This is a genomic window from Bradyrhizobium sp. CB3481, from assembly GCF_029714305.1.
Taxonomy (GTDB): Bacteria; Pseudomonadota; Alphaproteobacteria; order Rhizobiales; family Xanthobacteraceae; genus Bradyrhizobium.
On sequence record NZ_CP121647.1, the window covers coordinates 3,306,026 to 3,328,026 of the forward strand.

The window sequence follows — 22,001 nt, forward strand, 5'->3', positions numbered from 1 at the left end:
TTGCCCTGAGGTCACGCCGACGCGCCATCCGGTCGCGGGCAATTGCCGCAAAGCAACCTAAATGAGGTCACGTTGTTTGGATTGGTATCCGCAACGTCTGTAACGGGGATTAGTAGATGAAGAAGATTCTGCTCGGCACTGCCGCGCTGGTCGCCTTGGCTGCGCCGGCTTTCGCGGCCGATATGCCGCCGCGGCCTTACACCAAGGCGCCTGCCTACACGGCGCCTCAGGTCGTCTACAACTGGACCGGTTTTTATGTCGGCGGCCATGTCGGCGGCGCGTTTGCAGGTAACAACTCCTTGCAAGGCAGCGACGCCCGCTTCCTGGGCGGCGTCCAGGGCGGATTCGACTATCAGTTCGCACCGAACTGGGTGATGGGCGCCGAGGCCCAGTATAGCTGGCTGTCCGGCGGCAATAACAATGGCACGCTGTTTCCGGGCGGCACGCTCGTGACCTCGAATACCGACCAGCTCGGTTCGGTAACGGGCCGGCTCGGCTACACCTGGGGCCCGGCGCTGCTCTATGCCAAGGGCGGTTACGCCTGGCGCGACGGCAACAATCTCGGCGTGACGGTGGCCGGGGTGCCGCAGGGCTTCACGACCAACGGCAACCACAAGGACGGCTACACGGTCGGCGGCGGTCTTGAATACATGTTCGCCCCGAACTGGTCGGCCAAGGCCGAGTACCAGTATTACAATTTCGGCGATACGACCTTCACCACCGGTCCCGCCGATATCGCCGGCCGCAGCTTCCGCAACGACGAGCACACGGCCAAGGTCGGCGTGAACTACCGGTTCGGCTGGGGTGGTCCGGCCGTCGGCAAATATTGATACGCTGCGTATCGACATGAAAAAGGCCGGCGCTGCGCCGGCCTTTTTTGTTTCGGAGGTTTGTTGGATCGACGCGGCCGTGCCGGCAACTTTTTCGGCGCCTGCGAAAAAATTTTGCGCTGCATGCAACTTTTCGTCACGATCCGATATTATGTTTCCGGCCGGCTGGTGGGACCACAAACATGCGTGCTTTTGCGTTAGGGCTGATCATTTCCGCAGCGGCGTTTCCGTGCCTTGCTCAAACCGTCCTGAAATCTGAACCGCTTATCCTTGCTCCCTACGAAGTCGCATTCGTGCAGGACCCCGCGTGCGGGGTCGGCAAGGTGCGCAAGGTGACCGGTGCGATCCGGGGACTGCAGCGGCGCAAGGCCTGTGTCACTCTGGCTTCGGAGCAGGCGTCGCTGGTCTCGGCGACGCCCTAGAAACGATTTACCGCCTCGGATGTCGTCCCGGCAACGGGACCCATACGCCGAGAGGCGTGCTTTGTGCGCCGGCCTGCCGACGTCACTCCTTATTATGATGCCAATTGCAATTCCGTCAGTGCTTCGCGCTCGGCGTCGGCCTTGTTGCGGGCGGGGTCTTCATGCGGCTCGAGCTGGCATGGCTTGATCTCGTAATCGTGGTCCAGCACCGGATGGGGGCCAGTACTGTCTTCGCCGGAAACGACATCGACCACGAGGCCGCTCTTCTGGGCGATCTTCCAGACGTCGGCGGCGGTGGGATAGGCCTTGCTCAGCTTGGCATCGTTCGAGAACAGCGCGTAGGGCATTGCTAGCTCCGGTAAAAACGGTCAACGCGGAAGCGGGGTCCGGGTTTCCGCCATTCCAACGGCTGTTTCGGGAGCAAATTGGCTCGTTTCGGCCCATTTTCGTGGAGTCTCTGAGTCTTTAACGAGCCGTAAACGGCCGAAAAAAGAATCCCCGAGACTCGTCAGCCAGAATCGCCGGATGTTCCCGGCCATGAGAACGAGCCTTCATACCTCCGGCCAGTACGTTCACCTCAAGGTGACTGCATGCCTGCTGGTCGCCTGCGTGGCGAACGTGGCGCTGGTATGCGCCTGGCTCTAGCCCCGGTCGATTCTTTGGCCAATTGACGGCTGCCCCATTACGCTGGACTTGTAACGCCGAGAGCCGGCTAGCGGCCAGGGCAGGGGTAGGAAATGATCGAAACGCTGAAGCAGCGGGTCAACAACGATCCAGGCCTGGTCCGGCGCGGCCGCTACCTGACCACCAATTTCCTTCTCGAAGTCGGCGCAACACCCTGGATGATCTCAATCTTCGAGGGCCGTATCGTTTCGGTGACGCAAGGGCCCTTCGTGATGCCGTCGTCCTCCTTTGCGCTGCGGGCGTCGGAAGAGGAATGGGGGAAGTTCTGGAGCAGGCGCCCGCCGCCGGGCTCCAACGACCTGATGGCGCTGATCAAGCGGCGCACGCTGAAGGCCGAGGGCAATCTGCAGGTCTTCATGTCCCATCTGTGCTACTTCAAGGAAGCCCTTGCCAAGCTGCGCGAAGGAGCTGCCGCATGAGCGCGAGATTCGAGCCGGTTACCGGCCGCTACATGCACCTTGATCTGTTCGGCCGGCCGCACCGGATCTACGTCGAGGAAGCCGGCGAGGGGACGCCGCTATTGTGCCTCCACACCGCGGGCAGCGACGGGCGGCAATATCGCGGCCTGATGAACGACCCGCGTGTCACAAAGGATCATCGTGTGATCGCCTTCGACATGCCCTGGCACGGCAAATCCTCGCCGCCGGCCGGCTGGCATGATGAGGAGTATCAACTCACCTCGGCGCACTACACGACCATGGTGCTGGAGATTTCGGCAGCCCTTGGCCTCGACAAACCGATCCTGATCGGCTGTTCGATCGGCGGCCGCATCGCGCTGCATCTGGCGCTCGAACACCCGGAGCGATTTCGCGCCATCATCGGCCTGCAGGCCGGCGCGCATGTCGATCCCTATTATGACCTCAACTTCCTGCATCGGGCGGACGTGCATGGCGGCGAAGTCTGTGGCGCCATCGTCTCCGGCCTTGTCGGCCCGGATGCGCCGGACAAGGAACGTTGGGAGACGCTGTGGCATTACATGCAGGGCGGTCCCGGCGTGTTCAAAGGCGATCTTTATTTCTACAAGCTGGACGGGGATATCCGCGACCGGGTCGCGCAGATCGATACGAGGCATTGCCCGCTCTATCTCCTGTCCGGCGAGTACGACTATTCCTGCACGCCGGAGGAAACGATGGATGTGGCAAGCAGCATTCCCGGCTGCCACGTCACCATCATGAAGGGGCTCGGCCACTTTCCGATGAGCGAAGACCCGCAGACGTTTCTGGCGTATCTGCTGCCGGTGCTGGAGAAGATTGGGAGGAATTAGCTTTGCGCGAAGCGAATGCTATTTACCCGGCCGCGTCGGTGGATGGCCTTCCCGGAGCGCCTCGTGGACTTTGGCCATGGTCGCGGTGCAATAGGCCTCGCGCTCGCGGTTGAAACGCTCCTGATGGGCACGGAAATTGGCAACCCGCGCCTTGATCTCGGATTGGAAATCGTCGCGCAGGTCGACACGTGGGAGCGGGGTTGGCCGCGATAGCTCCCGCGGCATTTCCGTTGATGCCGGGACAGGAGCAGGAGCGGTGGAAGTCGGCATCTTTTGCGCGAGCAGGGCGGCGATCTCGGCAAGCGGCGCGGGCTCGGCGGTCGATTCGGATGTCTCGATTGTCACGACTGCAGCCGAGGCCGTCATCGTTTTCACGGCTTCCGGCGGCTTACCGGTTACCGATTGAACGAACGCCATCGTCTGCGCGATCAGGAGATCGCGTTCTCTCATCCATTTCATGGAAAAGCCCTCGGCCTAAATCCACTCCATCAAACGGCTTTTGTGGAATCAAGCCGTCGCGGAAGGAGCGGTGGATAAGTGCCGCGGTTTTGCGCGCAAGGTGACAAAACGGTGACAGTCATGACCAGCAGCGTGCACTGGACGGCGGCTGTCAACGCTCGCGCGGATTCGGGTTCAGGACAAAGGGCGCGCCGATCACACGCACGGGCGGCTGGTCCGCGACATATATGATCCGCTTGTCCGCACCCTCGGTGCGCACGCTCGACCGGTCGGCGAGCCGGACCTGTTTGGTATCGTCAAATCCCAACAGGCTGGCGCCGCCTGCAACGGTCACGCTGATGAAGGTGACCACGGCGAGCAGAACCATATTGCAGTTTTCTTCGCGAATTCGCATGCGAGGAAAACGGGCCAGGGAAGGGATGGTTCCAGCCGGCAAAGCCGCGTCCGTCGGGTCACGCGTGGACGGCCATCAGGACAAAACAGGCAAGACTTTTCAAGCGAGCGTCACCGGTGAGGCGACATCACGTCATGCATGTGATGATGAAGGACATATGACGGTCTGCCATTCAGACCACGCCCGGTTGTATCGAAGGGGAGAGTGAGGGCAGCCGCGCGCGACAACAGAGTTGTACCAGGGCATACTGCTCACATCGCATGGCAGGAATGTCGTGCAGGACACGACAAGTTGTGCGCGCCAAGATTGAATCTGTCGTAGACAGCTGCCGCAATCAATTAAGCTGCGCCGGTAAATGAAAATTCCCCTTGATCCGAAGAGCCAGATTCAATGGCCGGTCGGTGAAGAGTTCTCGCCCGAATTTCAGAGGCTGCTCGGCGCGGCCCAGGAAGGCGGCTCGATGGTCGCCGAATGCCTCCTTGTCGCCGGCCGATTAGACCCGGCCGACTACGCCGATTCCTGGCATCGGGAATGGACAGGGATCGCCGATCGTAGTCGCGAGCGCGCCGATGCAGCCTTCGCGCGCGGCCACGTGCCAACGGCCCAGGGCAACTGGCTTCGCGCCATCAACTATTATCAGGCGTCGATGTTCGCGTTGGACGACGGCGAGAAGCGGAAGGCGGCGCTCGAAGCGATGCGCGCCTGTGCTCGCCGGCATATCGCGCATTTGGCGCCGGCGGGCGAAGTGGTGGAGATTCCCTGGCAGGAACGGCGCGCCCTGGAGGGTTACTTCCTTCCCGCCAGCAGCTCCGGTCGGACCCCTGTGATCGTGTGCATGGGCGATCCCGGACATTACAAGGAAGAATATCTCTTCAAGGTGGCGCGTCACGCCCGCGAGCGCGGCCTGTCCTTGCTGGCCGTGGATCTCCTCGGCTCTGCGACGGACAGCGAATTCGGCGAGATGATCGGTCGTCCCGGTTTGGAAACGTCGGTCAGTTCGGTGGTGGACTACCTGACGACGCGGGATGATGTCGACGAGCGGCGGATCGCCGTGCTCGGCGATGGCGCTGGATCGTCCTTCGTGGCGCGGGGCGTCGCACTCGAGAGCCGCTTTGCCGCGGTGGTCTGCGACGGCGGGATCTGGGACATGCACGAGCACGCCTTCCTGATGAATCGTCTCTCGCCAGCCGGGACGGAAGGCGGGGGATTCGAACGGAGGTGGCCCGTGCGCCGCTTCCATTGCCCGGTTCTGGTCACCATGGGCGGGCAGGGCTGGCTGGAAAGCGGCATGGTCGCCGATCTGTTCGAGCGGCTGAGGGCTCGTCACCCCGGAATTTCGTTGAAGATTTTCGAAAGCTCGGAAACGGCCGCAGCCCAGGGCCATTGCGACAACCCAACGCTGGCCAATGAATTCATCTTCGACTGGCTCGCCGATCGCCTCGAAGCGGTGCCAGCCTGACGTGCCAGACGAATCAGAGGCCCATCTCGACCTTCAGGCAGGCCTTCTCAAGCCGGCTCTTGAGCGAGGCGAGCTTGTTGGTGAACTCGCTGAGCTCGCGTTCGCTAAATTCGCCGAAAATGAAATTGTTCAGCTCCTCCTGCTGAGAAGCCAGACCGGCGATGTACTTATATGTCTTGTCCGTCAGAGACATCTGCACGACACGGGCATCGTCGTCCGAGGTCTTCCGCCGCATGAAGCCCTTCTTCTCCAGCATTTTCGACTGGGTGGTCACGAATGACGGGTCGACATGAAGCATCTTTGACACGGCCTTCACGGAGACACCTTCGCCCTGGTCCAGATCAGCCAGGGCCATCAGAATCATCCATTGCGGCCCGCTGACGCCGAGCGTCTTCGCCCAGAAGTAGCGAATCTCCTGAAGGTGCACGTTGATGGCGGCGATCTCCCAGGCGAACTGCCGGGCAATATCGTGATTCTTTCCGCCGGCCTCATGCGGCCCTCCGCGCTTGGCGCGGCTCGGCGAGTCCATTCCCTTGCGGGGTTCCTGTCCCATGTCGCCTTCTTGTTCAGGCCTGCCCGAAGCAGCTTAGCTGATTTAATAACAAATCCATCCTGTTGGGGAGAGTTCGCGCGCGTTTTCGAAAGAAATTGCGCCTGGGGCTGTGTGGCGCCGGCGACACAGTCGGTCCGCGTCGATATAGCTGAGTTCATAAAGTATTTTGATTAAGTAAATTGCGCATGCATAGTTCTGAGGACGGTCAGGGGGGTCCTCGACCGTCCCGTTTTGGTGGTTCGCTCAAGTCCCTCGCGTTCCTGCGGGTGTGTCCGAAGACGCGAAACGACTGGGCGGTTTTCGAAAGGCGAGGGTGGATCTTCCTCTGGGGGAACAGCCACGGCTCCGCCCTCGCCTTGTTAGAGCAACTTGGAGGTTTAACATGAACTTGATCAAGAGCCTTGTTCTCGGCTCAGCGGCGGGCCTCGTCGCGCTGAGCGGAGCGCAGGCTGCCGATCTTCCCGTCAAGGCCAAGGCGGTGGAATACGTCAGGGTCTGCTCCCTGTACGGCGCGGGCTTCTTCTACATCCCGGGCACCGATACCTGCATCAAGCTGGGCGGTTATCTGCGCGTCGACACCACGTTCAACGGCGGCGTCTACGGCAGCCCGGCATGGAACGGCGATATCGGCCAGGGCAACCGCTACCGCGACTACTTCTCGGCCCGTTCGCGTCTTGCGCTGACGGTCGATACCCGTACAGCCACTGAATACGGCGTTGTCCGCACCTTCGGTCAGGCCAACATCCAGTTCACCACGCTCGGCAACAACACCTTCAATCCGAACTCGCTGGCGACCAACCTCGGCAACAATGCCAACCTGCTCGACTCCGCGGGCTCCGGCTACGTCGCCGTCGACCAGATCTTCCTGCAGTTCGCTGGCTTCACCTTCGGTAAGTCGGTTTCGGCCTTTGCCACGCCGTGGAACGGCTATCCGGGCAACAACAACTCGAACCTGATGGGCGGTCACGACAGCGTCACGGGTGTGAACAACATCCAGTACACCGCCCAGTTCGGCAACGGCGTGTCGGGCACCATCGGTCTGGATGAGCCGACCGTGTACAACCGCACCTCGCTGCTGAACCTCAGCGTGCCCGGTGGTTTTGCTACGGCTGGCGCTCAGTCCTACGGTGGCGTGCATGCTCCCGACATCGTCGGCAACATCCGCGTCGATCAGGCCTGGGGTCTGTTCCAGGTGTCGGGTATGGCGCACCTCGTGAACGCTTCCTACAACGTCCTCGGCGCCGGCGGCGTTCCGACGGCTCTGTCGGAAATCAACGGCCACCCCGAAGACAAGTGGGGCGGTGCTGTGATGGCCGCGTTGCAGATCAAGAACCTGCCGACCGGCGCGGGCGACGACATCAAGATCGACGCCACCTACGCCAAGGGCGCCACCAAGCAGGTGGTCTCCACGAGCGGCGCTTCGCCGAGCTTCGTGATGTTCGGTGATACCGGCCGCGCTGGTGCTTACCAGAGCGTCGGCTTCGGCCAGACAGCTGACGGTGTATTCCTGCCTGGTGCCACCGATGGCATCAAGCTGGTCGATGCCTGGGGTATCCGTGGTGCGTTCAACCACAACTGGGATCCCTACTGGTCGACCAGCCTCTGGGGCAGCTACGGTCAGGTGCGTTACGGCGGCAGCGCTCTGGATATCACCTCGGCAAGGGGTGCCTGGTGCGCCAACTACGTCGCTGGCAAGGCCGTGTCTGCAGATTTCTCGTGCAACCCGGACTTCAACTTTGCCCAGGTCGGTCTGACCACCCGCTGGACTCCCGTCAAGAACCTGACGTTCTCGGCCGAAGTCGGTGCGTTCTTCCTCGACCAGAAGATGAACGGTGCGGCCACCCTGGCGGCCACGGCTCCCAAGCCGTCCACCGTTTACGAGTTCAAGGACCAGAGCACTGTGTTCCTGAACGTTCGCGCCCAGCGCAACTTCTGATCCGATCGTCAGATCGCGCTACGACAACGACCCCAGCGGGAAGCCGCTGGGGTTATTTTTTTGATGCGCGGCCTTGGCGCGCAGCTTTGCGGAAATAGATCGTGCATGGCGCCGTCATGCGATCACGGATGACAAACGATCACGGATGACAAACGCTTGAAGCGTTCAAAAAATCAAAAAATATGATTTACTCATGTAATTGCATAATCTAATGTGCTTTCAGGGTAGCCAATGAAATTCCTTGGCCGCCTTCTGATAAACCTCCGAAACCTCCGGCAATGCCCTGCCGGAGGTTTTAACTTTCGGGAACAACCGTTTCCTTGTTCCGGCGTTGCCGTCCGGATCCTGTGAACGTCGGCGGGAAGGTACGCGTCAGGAAGTTTTCCCGCGGCGCAGGTATCGGCCGTGGGTTCTGGCCCTTTGCGAACAAGTCTGGTATTTGAGCCGCCAAAAGTCGGCCTCATGCGGCGGAAATGTCCGCCGCGCATAGACGCTTTAAAACATTAGCCGGTTTAGCTCAGCGGTAGAGCAGCGGTTTTGTAAACCGAAGGTCGGGAGTTCAATCCTCTCAACCGGCACCACCGCCCAGCCGTTGAGGCGAGACTTCCTCATCCTTCAGTTCTTTTCGTAGCGGTGAAGGCGGCTCGGCAGCTGCCTTCATCGCATTCGATTCGACAAAGGGACGAGGCGCTTTCGATTTCGGTTGTGCGATCTCTCCTCAGATGTGAAGTTCCCTCTGCTTGTCATTTGAAGCATCGGGAGAAATTCTGCCAACCACCGCTCCGGCGCCAGCGCTGCGGAGCCGGTTCGGAAGTGTCGACCTGACAAAGGCTTCCGACTGGTGTTTGATGATCTGATACAGCGAGCAGGGGGCGTATGTTCGGAATTCTGGGGCTGGGGTTTTTGCTGGGCATGCAGCATGCGCTCGAGGCCGATCACATCGCCGCTGTCTCCAGCATCGCCGCGCGCCGCAGCCATGTCGCAGACATCGTCAAGCACGGGCTGACCTGGGGGCTCGGCCACACGCTGACGCTGTTCGTCTTCGCTGGCGCTGCGATCCTGCTGGGCCGCGCGATTCCGGAAACTGTCGCACGGCCGCTCGAGACCGCGGTCGGCTTGATGTTGGTCGGTCTTGGCGTCCATGTGCTGTGGCGCCTGTGGCGCGACCGCGTGCATTTTCACCGGCACGGCCATGCCGACGGCACCGTGCATTTCCATGCCCACAGCCACGCCGGCGAGACCGCGCCGCATGCCCGCAACGTCCATGCGCACGACCACGGCTTCCGCTGGCGCACGCTCCTGGTCGGCCTGATGCACGGCATGGCGGGCTCGGCCGCGCTGCTCGTGCTTGCGGTGACGCAGGCCTCCAGCCCGATGGCCGGGCTCGGCTATATCGCGCTGTTCGGCATCGGCTCGATGATCGGCATGGGGGCGCTGTCGACGGTGATCGCGGTGCCGCTGGCGATCTCGGCCCGCTCGCTCACCTGGGCCAATCGCGCCTTGCAGGGCGCCGTCGGCCTTGCCACCGTCGCGATAGGTATTACGACGGTGGTCGAGACTGTCGCGGCCTGACGCGGCATCGCCGCGGGCGGAAAACGATAAAAAGTTTGGAGAGGAACGAGGGAATGAAGCGTCGAGATTTCCTGGCGGGAAGTGCGGCGTCGTCGCTGGCGGCGATCACGGGCAAGGTGTTCGCGCAGACCGGGCCGCTGACAAAAATCATCTTTCCCTTTGCGGCCGGCGGCGGCGGCGACGCGCTTTGCCGGTTGCTGGCGCAACACATCGCGCCTTCGCTTGACCGCAACATGATCGTGGAAAACCGCACCGGCGGCGACGGCCTGATCGGCATCAAGGCGGTCAAGGGCGCCAGCCCCGACGGCACGACCATTCTCGTCACCACGGGGCCGACGATGTATCTGCTGCCGATGGTCGAGACGACGCCGAGCTTCGACGCGGCAAAGGATTTCGTTCCGGTCAGCCAGCTCGTGCGGTTCGAATTCTGCGTGTTCGTGGGCAAGGCCGTCCCGCCCGAGGTCAAGGATTTCAAGCAATTCGTCGCCTGGCTGAAGGCCAATCCGGATAACGCCACCTTCGGCGTGCCGTCTAACGGCACCATTCCGCATTTCACCGGTTCGCGGCTCGAAGAGGCGCTCGGCCTCAAGCTGACCCGCGTGGCCTATCGCGGCAGCGCGCCGATCATCAACGATCTCGTCGGCGGCCACATGCCGTTCGCGATTTCGACGCTGACCGACGCCATCCCGCAGCATCGCGCGGGCAACATCCGGATTCTCGCGGTCGGCAGCGCGCAGCGTTCGCCGTTCCTGCCCGAGGCGCCGACGCTGCGGGAGAGCGGCGTCGATCTGGTGGCGGATGGCTGGTACGGCATGTGGCTGCCGGCAGGCGCTTCGCCCGACTTTGCGAAGAAGCTGAGCGAGGCGGTCGCCGCCGCGCTTGGCAAGGCCGAGGTCAAGGAAAAGCTTGCGGCAATCGGCCTGATCCCGGTCGGCTCGACGCCGGAGGGCCTGACGCAGGAACTCGCCGCCAACACCGCGTTCTGGCAGCCGATCGTCAAGGCGACGGGGTACAAGATCACGAATTGAACCGAACCGGCATCCAGTCGGTAAAATTGACGCAAGTCACCGGCGGTTCCAGACACTACTTACCTTCGTTAGCGCCCTGAATTCCCACCTGATTTCCATTGCCTCACCTTTGATGGGTTAGAACCTGCCATGCCTTTGCTTTGACTTGATAAGAATCTCCAAGTCTAACTACCATGTCTCTGATGGAAGTTGGGGCATTGAAGCAAATGCGCTGGGTCTTGGATCGACCTGCGGCGCCTGTAGAAAGCAAAAGGGATAAGCACCGCATGGGTTCATATTTTCGGCGGCAGCTTGCGGATTACGTTGAATATCATCGCGACCCCTGGAATTGCGCGATGCACGTCTTCGGCATCCTGTTCTTGTTCCAGGCCGCAGTTCTTCCGCTCAGCTTGTGGCCAATCACAATATTGGGGTTCCAGACCAGCGCGGCGGCCATTGCTGTCATACCGGTGCTCATCTACTGGTTCCTACTCGACTTCGCGCTTGGAGCCGCCATCCTTGCAGCCGCAATCGTGTTGCTTTCGGCGGCTGGCGCGATCGTCGGTCATGTGACGACCGCCGGGATGTGGTCACTGACAGCCGTTCTGATCGTTATTGGTGTCTCGGCGCAGATTGTCGGGCATCGCGTGTTTGAGCAGCGGCAGCCGGCGCTGGTCGATAATCCGACGCACCTCTTGCTTGGACCAATGTTTGTCATGGCGAAGTTGTTTATCGCGCTGGGCTTTCGGCGCGATCTCGCCCTGATCATCCAGGGGCACACGCAAGTCGTACAATCCTGATTGCGAATTTTCAGCTTGAACGCCATTAGCATGACACACGTGCTGGTCACAGGCGGCAGTGGTTTTATCGGAAAGCATCTCGTCGCGGCGTTGATTGCGAAGGGAGAGCGGGTGAGGGCGCTCGACCTTCAGCCGCCGTCTCGCATTCTGCCGCAGGTTGAGCATATCAGCGGATCAGTGCTCGATCGCGACTTGGTGCACCGGGCGATGGAGGGGGTCGAACAAGTCTATCACCTTGCCGGCCTGCCCGGCATGTGGCTACCCCGGAAGGCCGATTTTCACACCGTCAATTGCGGCGGCACCGAGATCGTGATTGAGACGGCGCGTCAGCGCGGCATCAAGCGCTTGCTGCACTGTTCGACGGAATCGATTCTATTCCGTGCCTCACCGTCGATGGTCCCTGTTCCCGATGATGCGTTGCTCCCCGATGACATGCCGGGTCCATATACGCGCTCGAAGATGCTGGCCGATCGTCTCGCCCTGCAGGCGGCCGCCTCCGGTTATCCGGTGGTTATCGGCTGTCCCACCATGCCGATCGGGCCGCACGACCACAATGTTACCCCGCCGACGGCGATGCTCCGGTATTTCCTCGATCGACGCCTTCAACTGCATCTTGATTTCGTCGTGAACCTCGTCGATGTGCGCGACGCGGCCGAAGGGCTGATCCTTGCGATGGAGCGCGGACAGGCCGGACATCGCTACGTTCTCGGCGGCGAAAGCATGCGGCTAGAGCAGATCCTGGAAATCATGGCCGAAATCAGCGGCCGTCGCGCCCGGCGCATTCAGGTGAACGGCAAGGTCGCCGAAATGGTCACGGCCGTGCTGGAATTCATTGCCGATCACGTGACGCGCCGGTCTCCATCCGGCACGGCCGAAGGCGTTCGCATCGCATTGCGAGCGGGGGCCTTGTCGATCGAAAAAGCGCAACGCGAGCTGGGCTATGCGCCAGGCCCGGTCGAGCCCGTGTTGCGGGAAACCATTGCGCATCTGCTTGGTGCAGGTGACAATCAGCGCGAATGGAGTCCAACGGCCAACACGCGCCCTCGGACGTTTGACGCCAAGCCCCGGCTTGACGGCTGACTCGAACCTGATGCGGTCCGCAATATCATGAACAATCTCAGTCAAGGAGTGGCTTTCGTCCTGAGCGGCTGGACAACGACGTGGCCCACGCAGTTGCTCGCCATCATCTGGATCCTGTGGGTGAGCAGCTGGGTCGCGGCGTCATTCTGGTCCGGTCAGACCAAGAAGAATGTGATGAGCTCGGACTCGCTCAAGTACCGCTCCCTCATTTACCTGGGAGCTATACTGTTCTTGCCATTGACCGGAAAGCTCCTGGGGGAAAAGCCGCTCTGGCAGTTTGGCAGCACTGGAATCTACCTGCTGACGTGTCTCGTGCTTGCCGGGATATCGTTCACATGGTGGGGGAGGCTTCATCTCGGAAGGTTCTGGTCGAACGCGATCACGCACAAGGAAGGCCACCAGGTCATTGACACCGGTCCCTACGGGCTGGTGCGGCACCCGATCTATACCGGGCTGATCGCGGGGATGCTGGTAACGGGGATTGCGGTCGGAACCGTGACCGCGATGCTGGGGGCGGCGCTTATCTCGCTCGGCATGGCGCTCAAGGCGCGCATGGAGGAAGGCTTCCTCACGGCTGAACTTGGCGAAGACGCCTATGGCGCATATTGCCGTCGCGTCCCGATGCTGATTCCGTTCACCTGATTGGCTGCATACTACCGCTTCGGTCGCGCCGCCATCGAGGTTGCGACAGGGGCGGCAAGACGGCGTGGAATCAAGACCCGCTGGCCGATCGGCAGCGGGGTACCCTCCGAATACTGATTGGCTTGGGTCAGAGACCACAGCGGTACCTGGTTGAATGCCGCGAGCTTCTCCAGCGTGTCGCCCGACCGCGTCATTTGCGGCATGCCGCTGTCCCATAGTTCAACCGGTGCATCGGGAGGGACCACGTAGCGAAGCGGCATCGCTTCTCCACCGGCAGGGGCAGGGATCGCCGCGAGTTGCGCAATCGCCGCCACCAATTGCTGGTGGATTGAATCCATCTTGTCGATGTTGATGTGGGTGACTTCCTCGTGCTGTTTCAGGTCGAAGCTGGCGTAGTGTCCCTGATAGCCTGGCTCCGCCACCACATCGCCGCCGCCCAATACGCTGTCCGACAGGAAAACGTTGATGAACCGCTCGACGTTCAGCGGCACCTTAGGGGTTGCGTGGGCCGGATCGATGGTGACGACGAGGCTCACCTGGATATTTTCGGCCTTCAGGATTCCCGCGAACGTCACGGCGCAAAGTCCGCCCATCGAATGACCGATCAGGACGATCGGGGCGGCATTCTCTCTGTAGTCACGGATCGCCTGATCGGCGATCAGCCGGCAAATGGTGAATTCGTAGACGTCGGCCCGGATACCGGCTGCCTGGAGGCGCTCGGTCAGGCGGTCCATCCCGCGCGAAAAGATCGGGCCGAGGGCGCCCCGGAACAGGTAGACGCGCGGCGGTGGCTGGGTCGCGACCGGCGGCGCCGGCGGGGCAGACGTCGTAGCCGCATCGGACGACCGCGGGGCCGGACCGGCCTGCGCCGGATCGCAACTGAGCGAGAAGACGAAGGTGGAAAGGGCCGTCCAGATCGCCACGGCGGCAACCTGCGTCGGACTGCTCATGCGCGCTCCATTCGCGATTCCAAGCGTAAGTACACCCCAACGCGCCCAGCCGCGTAGGGTGATCTATCGTCGAGGAATAGGCAGAATTTGCGGCACGCGGGGGCTTCGGCGACAGTTCTGGAACCCGGCGGGTCGCGCTACTGACGTACCGCCGCCGTGTTGGCGATCCCAGCGCGCGCCGCGCCGGCCGCGCCAGGCTGCCGCGGCTTCTGGATACGCGACGCCGGCGCAGATCGGCCGAAGACGACCGCGTCGATCTCGCTGATCACCTTCCGCTGCATGATCTGGTTCTTCTCGATCGACATGTGCCCGACGCCGGGAACGTCCTGGACGTTGATATTCTCGAGCTTGCCCTGCAATTGCGCGGTCCTCGCGACCGGCTCGCCGTTGCCGTTGGCGATGTAGAAGTTGACGTAACGTCCCACCCGTCCGGAGAGCTTGGTGCGAAACACCGAGTCCAGGCCGATGGCCAGCTTCACCGGCGCGCCAAGCTGATCCAGCCTGGCGACCATGTCGGGCAGCGCGGTCGCGCCCGAGGAATGGCCGACCAGGATGATCGTTTTGATCCGGCCGCTCTTGTATGCGAGGGCCGCTTCGTCGGCGAGCGACGACCATGAGGCGAAGTTCGCGACGGTAACCGGGATGCCTTGCGCGCGCAGTTGTGCCGCAATGTCATCCAGTCCCAGCGAAAAGATATTGAGCACGCCGCGGAGCAGATACACGTGCGCAGTCGAGGCCGCAGATACCGAATTCGGTGCTGCCGATGCGGGACACGCGCCGATCAGCAGGAGCAGCAGGAGCGCGATCGCATGCACGCGAGGCCACGATCCCTGGCCGGGAAGGGATAACCAGCGACGATATGGCCTCATTGCGCTCCTCGACGAACTGCGAAATGTTTGCCGGACGGTAGCGCCCGTGCGTTCGGAACTGCAACAAATGTGGCGTAAGCGGCTGCAATTTACCGATAGGACGTGTCTCCGCCGCAACACCAGCTCCAACATTCTTTACGGTTTTCGCCGGGTGGCCAGGCAGGACGAAGTCGGGCCTTGGGGCGATAATGCTGAGAGATTCTGGTCGTTGGAACTGCGAGGGCCGAAGGCGCTCCTTCATTCAGAGATCGTCATTCAGAGATCGTGCGATGAGCGGTACCGAAGCGCAACAGACGATCACTATCGAATGCCAAAAGGCAAAATGAAATGAGGGAACCGGCCAGACTCAAGTTAGAGTCCGTGCAGTTGGAATTTGGCAGGGGGGCTGCAATGCCATACTTCAATTTTGATCTCGTCATCGGTGCAGAGTTCAAAAACCAGGGCGGCATGTTTCTTGAAAATAGGGAAAACGCGATCGACAAGGCGGAGAGCCTCGCAAGCGAGCTTTGTATCGTTCGTCCAGACCTGTGTTCCACCGGCTGTGCCGTGCGTGTGACCGACGGAGACTCTAACGAACTCTACCGCACTCCGCTCGAGGTTAGCGGCCGCGGATGAAATCGCGCCGCCGTGCACGATGCGCGCGCAATCGAGATCGATTGTTCCGCAGATTACGGCAAGGGCATTAGTTGAGTGGGCAGCGATTTCTTGCCCAAGGGGCAGCCCGTTTTTCCACCGGGGGTCTCAACCTGAGCCAGAGATTTGTTGGAATGGTTCGGATCAGATGCCAATGGCCCGGTCGCATTCATAGACGCTGCTGCGGCAGCGTTTGGTGGCCATTTCACGTAGCTATCGGCGGCGAATGCAAGGGCGAACACGGTGAAAAGCCCGACCACCGCTATGGTGCCCATTCCCTGCCGATCTATTTGGCTGGTGAACAACGGCATCGCTGGTCTCCCGAAACCGGGTTTGCAGCGGCTTAGATCAATCCGGCCATTTCAAATGTGAACCATCTCACGTTTCACGCTCATTTGATGCGTACGGATCTAAAGCGCGATGACGATCCAAATTTCATCGCGCTTTGGGGCAGGCGTCGTACCGACGAAAAAATGGCCCCTGGAAGGGGCCATTTTCACTCTGTGCTAGTCATCCCAGTAGTGACGCCGGATCACGACATCCCGGTCGCGGTAGTAGTTGCGGTGGTACCAGCCGCGGTGCAAGCCGCGATCGTGCTCATAAAATCCGAAGCGCGGACCACCGTAGTAGCGGTCGCCGTAGTAATCGCGATCACCGCCCACATAGACGCCAAAGCCGCCTGCGCTTGCTGCCGTGGGCACGCCAACGGCGAGGGTCGCCAAAGCGGCCAGCACGTAAGAAAGCTTCCTCATTGTTCCTCTCCACTCGTTGTTGCCTGAGGAAAAACGAATGCCCGGGTTGTCTGTTGCAGGGAACCGCAAGAAACTTTCTTGAACGCGTATTCACCATCATTGCATGAGGTTCATGGCGGAGGTGGCGCTGCGATCCGCGCGCGGATGGCGGCAAGTTCGGTTTCGTCCCAGATGCCGATCAGCACGCCGTTCTTCACCTGCAACTGCTGGGCGGCATAGGCGGCGATCTTCGCATTCGGCGTCGTGATGTGCATTTTCGGATGCAGCGCCCAGTCGAACAACTCCGATTGCAGCCGCGCCACGATCTCGGCGCAGGCGGGATCGGCGCCGCGGTCATTAAACTCCTGCGGGTCGGTTTCGAGGTCGTAGAGCATCGGCCGGAAGCCGGAGGCGTGGATGAATTTCCAGCGGCCGTCGAACACCATGAACAGGCGGCAGCGCTCGATCGGCTGGTTCAGCATCACGCGAACATCCTGCATGGCGTAGTCGTATTCGGAGAACACGATCCTGCGCCAGTCGGGCGGCTTGCCACCGTGCAGCAGCGGCAGCAGCGAGCGGCCCTCCAGGATGTGATCGGGCGGGGTGGCGCCGAAATAGTCGATAAAGGTCGGGGCGAGGTCGATCGCCTCGACCAGCGCATCGCTTACCGTGCCGCGCGTGGCGTCGGCGGCGGGCGAGGGATCGATCACGATCAGCGGTATCTTGGCCGATTGCTCGTGGAACAGATCCTTCTCGCCCATCCAGTGATCGCCGAGATAGTCGCCATGGTCCGATGTGAACACGATCATGGTCGTCTCGAGCAGACCACGCGCTTCGAGGAAGCGCATCAAGACGCCCATCTGGTCGTCGATCTGTTTGATCAGGCCCATATAGGTCGGGATGACCTTTTCGCGCGCCTCGTTGCGCGACATGTTGCGGGAGTAGCGCATGTCCATATAGGCGGCGAACACTGGATGGGCGTTAGCGCGCTCCTCCTGCGAGCGGATCACCGGCTGCACGTCCTGCGGGCCATACATGCTGGCGTAGGGCTCCGGCGCGATATAGGGCCAGTGCGGCTTGATGTAGGACAGATGCAGGCACCAGGGCCGGCCGTCGTCCTCGGCTTCCGCGATGAACTCCATCGCGCGCCGCGTCATATAGGGCGTCTCGGAATGCTCGTCCGGCACCCGCGCGGCCTTGTCGGCATGCACCAGCAGCCAGCCGTTCTGCAGGGAGCCGTCGTCGGCCTCGGCGGAATTGGCCCAGTGCTCCCAGGGATTGGGCGCGTCATAGCCGTGCTGGCGCAGGTAATCGTCGTAGGCCGGGCGCGGCCGCCCCGTGGGATGCAGGCCGTCGTCGCGCTCATAGGGCTCGAAGCCGCATTCCGAGACGTGCACGCCGATGATCGAGTCCGCGGGGATGCCGAGATTCTTCAACCCTTCGAGGTCGGGCGCCATATGCGTCTTGCCGACCAGGACGTTGCGCACGCCGATCTTCTTCAGGTGATCGCCGAGCGTCGGCTCGCCGACGCGGAGCGGCCAGCCGTTCCAGTGCGAGCCGTGCGAGCGCATGTAGCGGCCGGTATAGAACGACATCCGCGACGGGCCGCAGATCGGCGACTGCACATAGGCGTTCTTGAACAGCACGCCGCGCTTGGCCATGGCGTCGATGTTCGGCGTCTTCAGCACGGGGTGGCCGGTACAGCCGAGATAGTCGTAGCGAAGCTGGTCGCACATGATCCAGAGCACGTTCTTCGCAGGCGTTTTGGGCGTCATCTCGGGCATTTCGGTTGGGACGGGGAGAGGGGTGGGATGGTGCGGTATCGCGGTCCAGATAACAATCGCGCGGGCGGCCGGTAAAGCGCCGTTAACGAATGGATAGCGCCATTTCTCGCAATTGAGCGGCGATCCAGCCTCGTACGTTAGCCTTACCTGCAGTTTGGCCTGATGCCTTAACCCTTGAAGGGCTGAGTTGCATTAAATTGGGACGTGAGGAAACCGGGGTCCGAGCGATGCGTATCGGCGTCACACTGGCACTTTTCATCGCGACGACGTCGTCGGCTCTGGCCGGCGGCGGCTTTGAGATCGTGATTCCGGGCCGCCCCGGGGTGCCCGTCATCATTAACGGCGTCGACGCCTCCTATGCCGTGGTCGAGGGCGACTGGGGCCTTGCCAAGCGTACCCATGTCCAGCCGACCATCTATGGCGGCCGCTATATCGATCCGGTCCCGAACGTCGGCCACTATTATCCGAGCGCCGGCCGCATGCCCGGTTATGGCCGCCTGGAGATCGAGCCGCCGGCGAACCGGAAATTGCCGCAGCCGGCCGAGAGCTATCACCAGTCCTGGTCGGCGCAGTCGGCGCCGCTGCCGGCGCAGTCCAACGTGCCGGCCGATCCGCCCGCGATCATCTACGCGCCGGAGTTCGACCGGCGCGGGCCGCACAACCTTCCACGTTAAGAAGAGCAAACAAGATACCGACAGGAGAGAGTAATGCGTCAGATACTTAAAGGATTGATCGCGGCAGTTGCCGTGATGGTCGCAGCGCCCGCGATGGCCTGCGGCTACGCCCCGTGCGCCGCGCCGATCTATGCCGCGCCAGCGGTCAGCTACGGCTATGCGGGCTGCGGCCCCTGTGGCGGCTGGGTGCGCGAGCGTCTGCCCGATCCGGAGCAGCAATATTATTGGGTCAACCAGGGCCCGACCTATACCGGTCCCGGCAATTTCGCGCCGTATCCGGTCTATCGCGAAGGCACCATCTCCGGCTACGGCTATGGCTACAACCGGCCGTATTATCGCGCGCACCGCCATTATCACGGCCACCGCTACAGCTATTCCGGCCGCTACTACCAAGGCCGGCCGGTGCTGCGCCGTTACTACTGATCCAACGGTAGTTTGAAAGCTTCAGCGCCCGTTCGCCTCGCGAGCGGGCGTTTTTCATTTCATCAGTCCGAGTCTGCTCGCGCCGATATAAAGTGCCAGCACCGCGGCGTTGGAGACGTTGAGGCTCTTGATCTCGCCGGGCATGTCGAGCCGTGCCACCACGCGGCAGGTCTCGCGGGTCAATTGCCGCAGGCCCTTGCCCTCGGCCCCCAGCACCAGCGCGAGGGGCTGCTGCAACGTGACCGCGCCGAGATCCTCGGTCCCCTCGCTGTCGAGCCCGACGGTCATGAAGCCGCGGTCGTTCAGCTCGGTCAGCGCGCGGGCGAGATTTTGCACCGTCACCAACGGCACCAATTCCAGCGCGCCGGAGGCGGATTTCGCCAGCACGCCGGTGGCCTCCGGGCTGTGGCGGGCGGTCGTGACGATGGCCTTGACCGCAAACGCCGCTGCCGAGCGCATGATCGCGCCGACATTGTGCGGATCGGTGATCTGGTCGAGCACCAGCACGATGCCCTCTTGCGGCAGCGTATCGATATCGGGCGAGGGCAGGGGATCGGCCTCCGCCAGCATCCCCTGATGCACGGCGTCGGGGCCGAGCCGCTGGTCGATGACGCTCGGGCGGACGATCTCGGGGGCGACGCGGGTCTCGATATGCTCGTCCGCCAGCCGCCGGGCGGCGTTTTCGGTCAGGAACAGCTTTCGGATCCGCCGCTCCGGGTTGGCGAGCGCCGCCGAGACGGTGTGCCAGCCATAGAGAATCATCGGCCCGTCGGTGCCGAAATCGCGCTCGCGCCGGTCGGCGGAACGGGCGAATTTCCGGCCTTTTTCAAAGGGTTTGCCGCCACCCCGGCGAAATGGCGGCTTTCGGTCGCGATCGCTCATGGGGAGCTTGTGTCACGCGCGCCCGAATATGGCAATTTGCCCCCTTCGAGGGCATTTTTGGTGCTCCGCCTTGGTTGACTTTGCCACCCCCCTTCGCCCATAAACGCGCCGGCCGCAGCCGGTTTGATCCGCGCTTTCGGCCTCAGCGCCATTTCCATGGTCCGGTCCTCCGCCACTCGGGCGGCCGGTTCCTGACGCTGACGGACGGGGAAGTGTCCCGAGTGGCAAAGGGAGCTGACTGTAAATCAGCCGCCGTATGGCTTCGAAGGTTCGAGTCCTTCCTTCCCCACCATCCTGCTTCGCGCCACGGCGCTTCGCAGGATTGCAGCCTTCCCGACCGCGAAGCAGGATGCCCTCCGAAGCCTTGGCGAAGGAGGGCCGCCTCAAATGCATTATGTCTATCTGCTGCAAAGCGAGCGTTTTTCCGACCAATGCTATGTCGGAATGGCGTCCGACGTTCAGAGGCGACTCTCCGACCACAATGCAGGCAAATCTCCACACACTTCGAAGTTTCTTCCCTGGAGATTAGTTACATACATTGCCTTCTCCGACGAACAAAAGGCTCGCACGTTCGAGCGATGTCTCAAGTCAGGGTCAGGGCACGCATTTGCTAGAAAACGGCTCTGGTTGCCACAACTGCCGCGCCGAAGCCCATCGGGCGTAGGCGGGCTGTGGCCGCGAGCTACGGCTCAGCAAGCCATCCTTCGCTTTCCACATCCGTCGTTGTTGCCGTCTGCGCTCGCTCCGCACCTCACCCCTCCTGCGCCGTTTCCGGCAGCGCCTCGCCCGGCAGATAGAGCCTGATCGGCCTGATCTCATAAACCGCGGATGGATTGACGCGGTGCAGGTCGCGGGCAATGGCGATTGCGGCGTCCGCATCGGCGCAGTTCACCACATAGAGGCCGAGCAACTGCTCTTTGGTCTCGGCGAACGGCCCATCGATCACCATGCCGTTGCCCGGTCCGCGCAGGGTGCGGGCCTCCGCCGTGCCGCCGAGCCGCGCCGCGGGACCGAGCAGCTTGCCGGCGTTGAGCCGGTCATGCACCGCGAGCAGGCCGGTCATCACGGCCGCGTCTTCCTGCGGCGTCCAGGACATCACCTCGGCTTCGACGTGGTAGGCGAGAATGGCGTAGAGCATCATGTTCTCCTTGATCGGGGCTTGGGGCGGAGCGGCCTCTCCTTAAAGGACGATTTTGCTCCTTTCATCCCGACAAATGGCCGCGACGAAACATTCCGGAAACACGATAGTTCGGATTGCCCTTGAACGCGGCACGGCGGGTTCCCGACTGATGAGCAGAACGCGAGATAGCGCGCAGCAGTCAAGGAGACGGTCATGCGACGCCAGCCAGCCACGATCATCTGCGATGCCGAACGGCTCTACGCACCGTCAGCTTCGTCGCAGGCCGGCGATTGGCACGACGTTTCCGGCCACCACCGCTACTACGGCAGCTCCGCCATCAATGGTGGCGAGCGCCTCGCCGAGAGCCGCCGCGGTAGCCGGCCGCCCTGGATCGGTTTCTGCGGCGCTTGATCGCCAAATAAAAAGGCGCGGCGGGATGGCTCCCGTCGCGCCCCAATTGTTGTCTCGCTGGCCAGGGCTGAGAGCGCCCCGATGCCAGGCCGGATTAGAGCCTAGCGGGCGATCCCAGCGAGGTGACAGCGCTTGGTATAAGACACTGGATCACCTCCTTTCGTTGTTGGTGGAAACATCAATATAGACAGCGAATCTGTCCCTGTTAAGGGGCCTCGCCGGGCCGAAGGATGGTCCAAAAGGGGCTTGGATGGGGCGCGCGTGGGGCGGGTTGAGACCGGCTGCATGGCGTGTTAGGTCAACGCCCGCGCGGGTGTAGCTCAATGGTAGAGCAGCAGCCTTCCAAGCTGAATACGAGGGTTCGATTCCCTTCACCCGCTCCAGCCTTTTCAAAGACTTAGAGACTTGGCGAGAGGTCGGAT

26 protein-coding genes, 3 tRNA genes and 1 pseudogene are annotated in these 22,001 nt (G+C 62.0%); 19 read left to right on the top strand and 11 right to left on the bottom strand.

The genetic code is table 11. The features are described 5' to 3' along the window. The first annotated feature begins 116 nt into the window (after nucleotides 1-116). On the top strand, nucleotides 117-830 hold the full coding sequence (locus QA643_RS15880) for an outer membrane protein (RefSeq protein ID WP_283034056.1): 714 nt from the start codon (nucleotides 117-119) through the stop codon (nucleotides 828-830). A gap of 182 nt (nucleotides 831-1,012) precedes the next feature. Continuing rightward, complete coding sequence (locus tag QA643_RS15885) at nucleotides 1,013-1,252, top strand: hypothetical protein (RefSeq protein WP_283034057.1); 240 nt, start codon at nucleotides 1,013-1,015, stop codon at nucleotides 1,250-1,252. Nucleotides 1,253-1,344: 92 nt separating this feature from the next. Here the strand turns inward: QA643_RS15885 and QA643_RS15890 are convergent, their stop codons facing one another. Next, nucleotides 1,345-1,599 carry a hypothetical protein gene (locus tag QA643_RS15890; RefSeq protein ID WP_283034058.1) on the bottom strand — a complete coding sequence of 85 codons (255 nt, stop codon included), beginning with the start codon at nucleotides 1,597-1,599 and terminating at the stop codon, nucleotides 1,345-1,347. 390 nt (nucleotides 1,600-1,989) lie between these two features. Here QA643_RS15890 and QA643_RS15895 point away from each other — a divergent pair, with 390 nt between their 5' ends. Together QA643_RS15895 and QA643_RS15900 are read left to right on the top strand one after the other, a co-directional pair. Next, entirely contained in the window at nucleotides 1,990-2,355 is a 366-nt protein-coding gene (locus QA643_RS15895; protein ID WP_283034059.1) for a hypothetical protein, read from the top strand. Further along, entirely contained in the window at nucleotides 2,352-3,200 is an 849-nt protein-coding gene (locus QA643_RS15900) for an alpha/beta hydrolase (RefSeq protein ID WP_283034060.1), read from the top strand. The genes QA643_RS15895 and QA643_RS15900 overlap by 4 nt, the downstream gene beginning before the upstream one ends. Before the next feature lie 18 nt (nucleotides 3,201-3,218). On the opposite strand, the gene QA643_RS15905 is transcribed toward QA643_RS15900, so the two are convergent. Beyond that, on the bottom strand, nucleotides 3,219-3,659 hold the full coding sequence (locus QA643_RS15905; protein WP_283034061.1) for a hypothetical protein: 441 nt from the start codon (nucleotides 3,657-3,659) through the stop codon (nucleotides 3,219-3,221). A 151-nt stretch (nucleotides 3,660-3,810) separates the two neighbouring features. Next, nucleotides 3,811-4,026: a hypothetical protein gene (locus tag QA643_RS15910; protein ID WP_283034062.1), complete on the bottom strand. Its 216-nt coding sequence runs from the start codon at nucleotides 4,024-4,026 to the stop codon at nucleotides 3,811-3,813. 487 nt (nucleotides 4,027-4,513) lie between these two features. Between QA643_RS15910 and QA643_RS15915 the strand changes: the two genes are divergently transcribed. Beyond that, nucleotides 4,514-5,512 (top strand): alpha/beta hydrolase, encoded by a 999-nt coding sequence (locus tag QA643_RS15915; RefSeq protein WP_283034063.1) that lies wholly within the window; start codon nucleotides 4,514-4,516, stop codon nucleotides 5,510-5,512. Nucleotides 5,513-5,525: 13 nt separating this feature from the next. On the opposite strand, the gene QA643_RS15920 is transcribed toward QA643_RS15915, so the two are convergent. Beyond that, nucleotides 5,526-6,041: a MarR family winged helix-turn-helix transcriptional regulator gene (locus QA643_RS15920; RefSeq protein WP_283034820.1), complete on the bottom strand. Its 516-nt coding sequence runs from the start codon at nucleotides 6,039-6,041 to the stop codon at nucleotides 5,526-5,528. A gap of 406 nt (nucleotides 6,042-6,447) precedes the next feature. Here QA643_RS15920 and QA643_RS15925 point away from each other — a divergent pair, with 406 nt between their 5' ends. The 7 genes from QA643_RS15925 to QA643_RS15955 all read left to right on the top strand — a co-directional run bounded on the left by QA643_RS15925 (nucleotide 6,448) and on the right by QA643_RS15955 (nucleotide 13,102). Next, entirely contained in the window at nucleotides 6,448-8,001 is a 1,554-nt protein-coding gene (locus tag QA643_RS15925) for a porin (RefSeq protein WP_283034064.1), read from the top strand. Between the two features lie 506 nt (nucleotides 8,002-8,507). Next, nucleotides 8,508-8,582 (top strand) — tRNA-Thr (locus tag QA643_RS15930). Between the two features lie 295 nt (nucleotides 8,583-8,877). Then, entirely contained in the window at nucleotides 8,878-9,573 is a 696-nt protein-coding gene (locus QA643_RS15935; protein ID WP_283034065.1) for an urease accessory protein, read from the top strand. A gap of 53 nt (nucleotides 9,574-9,626) precedes the next feature. Beyond that, nucleotides 9,627-10,601 carry a Bug family tripartite tricarboxylate transporter substrate binding protein gene (locus tag QA643_RS15940; RefSeq protein ID WP_283034066.1) on the top strand — a complete coding sequence of 325 codons (975 nt, stop codon included), beginning with the start codon at nucleotides 9,627-9,629 and terminating at the stop codon, nucleotides 10,599-10,601. 266 nt (nucleotides 10,602-10,867) lie between these two features. Then, nucleotides 10,868-11,380, top strand: a complete 513-nt coding sequence (locus tag QA643_RS15945) for an Mpo1-like protein (protein ID WP_283034067.1) — start codon at nucleotides 10,868-10,870, stop codon at nucleotides 11,378-11,380. Between the two features lie 30 nt (nucleotides 11,381-11,410). Then, nucleotides 11,411-12,460, top strand: a complete 1,050-nt coding sequence (locus QA643_RS15950; RefSeq protein ID WP_349253288.1) for an NAD-dependent epimerase/dehydratase family protein — start codon at nucleotides 11,411-11,413, stop codon at nucleotides 12,458-12,460. Between the two features lie 27 nt (nucleotides 12,461-12,487). Further along, entirely contained in the window at nucleotides 12,488-13,102 is a 615-nt protein-coding gene (locus tag QA643_RS15955) for an isoprenylcysteine carboxylmethyltransferase family protein (RefSeq protein WP_283034069.1), read from the top strand. An 11-nt stretch (nucleotides 13,103-13,113) separates the two neighbouring features. Here the strand turns inward: QA643_RS15955 and QA643_RS15960 are convergent, their stop codons facing one another. Together QA643_RS15960 and QA643_RS15965 are read right to left on the bottom strand one after the other, a co-directional pair. Beyond that, on the bottom strand, nucleotides 13,114-14,052 hold the full coding sequence (locus tag QA643_RS15960) for a LysM peptidoglycan-binding domain-containing protein (RefSeq protein ID WP_283034070.1): 939 nt from the start codon (nucleotides 14,050-14,052) through the stop codon (nucleotides 13,114-13,116). Nucleotides 14,053-14,189: 137 nt separating this feature from the next. Then, nucleotides 14,190-14,921 (bottom strand): hypothetical protein, encoded by a 732-nt coding sequence (locus QA643_RS15965; RefSeq protein ID WP_283034071.1) that lies wholly within the window; start codon nucleotides 14,919-14,921, stop codon nucleotides 14,190-14,192. Nucleotides 14,922-15,311: 390 nt separating this feature from the next. Between QA643_RS15965 and QA643_RS15970 the strand changes: the two genes are divergently transcribed. Next, nucleotides 15,312-15,536 carry a hypothetical protein gene (locus tag QA643_RS15970; protein ID WP_283034072.1) on the top strand — a complete coding sequence of 75 codons (225 nt, stop codon included), beginning with the start codon at nucleotides 15,312-15,314 and terminating at the stop codon, nucleotides 15,534-15,536. A gap of 53 nt (nucleotides 15,537-15,589) precedes the next feature. Here the strand turns inward: QA643_RS15970 and QA643_RS15975 are convergent, their stop codons facing one another. The 3 genes from QA643_RS15975 to QA643_RS15985 all read right to left on the bottom strand — a co-directional run bounded on the left by QA643_RS15975 (nucleotide 15,590) and on the right by QA643_RS15985 (nucleotide 18,060). Beyond that, a complete protein-coding gene (locus tag QA643_RS15975) occupies nucleotides 15,590-15,865 on the bottom strand; it encodes a hypothetical protein (protein WP_283034073.1) in 276 nt (91 codons plus the stop codon). Between the two features lie 195 nt (nucleotides 15,866-16,060). After that, on the bottom strand, nucleotides 16,061-16,306 hold the full coding sequence (locus QA643_RS15980) for a hypothetical protein (protein ID WP_283034074.1): 246 nt from the start codon (nucleotides 16,304-16,306) through the stop codon (nucleotides 16,061-16,063). 110 nt (nucleotides 16,307-16,416) lie between these two features. Next, entirely contained in the window at nucleotides 16,417-18,060 is a 1,644-nt protein-coding gene (locus QA643_RS15985; protein WP_283034075.1) for an alkaline phosphatase family protein, read from the bottom strand. Between the two features lie 236 nt (nucleotides 18,061-18,296). Between QA643_RS15985 and QA643_RS15990 the strand changes: the two genes are divergently transcribed. After that, the gene (locus tag QA643_RS15990; protein ID WP_283034076.1) at nucleotides 18,297-18,743 is read left to right on the top strand and encodes a hypothetical protein; all 447 of its coding nucleotides are present in this window, start codon (nucleotides 18,297-18,299) and stop codon (nucleotides 18,741-18,743) included. A gap of 33 nt (nucleotides 18,744-18,776) precedes the next feature. Further along, a complete protein-coding gene (locus QA643_RS15995) occupies nucleotides 18,777-19,166 on the top strand; it encodes a hypothetical protein (protein ID WP_283034077.1) in 390 nt (129 codons plus the stop codon). Nucleotides 19,167-19,220: 54 nt separating this feature from the next. Here QA643_RS15995 and rlmB read toward each other — a convergent pair whose 3' ends face one another. Beyond that, complete coding sequence (gene rlmB, locus QA643_RS16000) at nucleotides 19,221-20,048, bottom strand: 23S rRNA (guanosine(2251)-2'-O)-methyltransferase RlmB (RefSeq protein ID WP_283034078.1); 828 nt, start codon at nucleotides 20,046-20,048, stop codon at nucleotides 19,221-19,223. A 206-nt stretch (nucleotides 20,049-20,254) separates the two neighbouring features. Here rlmB and QA643_RS16005 point away from each other — a divergent pair. Together QA643_RS16005 and QA643_RS16010 are read left to right on the top strand one after the other, a co-directional pair. Beyond that, nucleotides 20,255-20,340: transfer RNA gene (locus tag QA643_RS16005), tRNA-Tyr, on the top strand. A gap of 95 nt (nucleotides 20,341-20,435) precedes the next feature. Continuing rightward, nucleotides 20,436-20,672, top strand: a pseudogene (locus QA643_RS16010) (GIY-YIG nuclease family protein); the annotation flags it as partial. 127 nt (nucleotides 20,673-20,799) lie between these two features. Here QA643_RS16010 and QA643_RS16015 read toward each other — a convergent pair. Continuing rightward, nucleotides 20,800-21,186: a YciI family protein gene (locus QA643_RS16015; RefSeq protein WP_283034079.1), complete on the bottom strand. Its 387-nt coding sequence runs from the start codon at nucleotides 21,184-21,186 to the stop codon at nucleotides 20,800-20,802. Nucleotides 21,187-21,381: 195 nt separating this feature from the next. Between QA643_RS16015 and QA643_RS16020 the strand changes: the two genes are divergently transcribed. Both QA643_RS16020 and QA643_RS16025 read left to right on the top strand, forming a co-directional pair. Next, nucleotides 21,382-21,579, top strand: coding sequence for a hypothetical protein (locus QA643_RS16020; RefSeq protein ID WP_283034080.1), 198 nt, complete (start codon nucleotides 21,382-21,384; stop codon nucleotides 21,577-21,579). Nucleotides 21,580-21,888: 309 nt separating this feature from the next. Continuing rightward, nucleotides 21,889-21,962: transfer RNA gene (locus tag QA643_RS16025), tRNA-Gly, on the top strand. Nucleotides 21,963-22,001 lie beyond the last annotated feature (39 nt).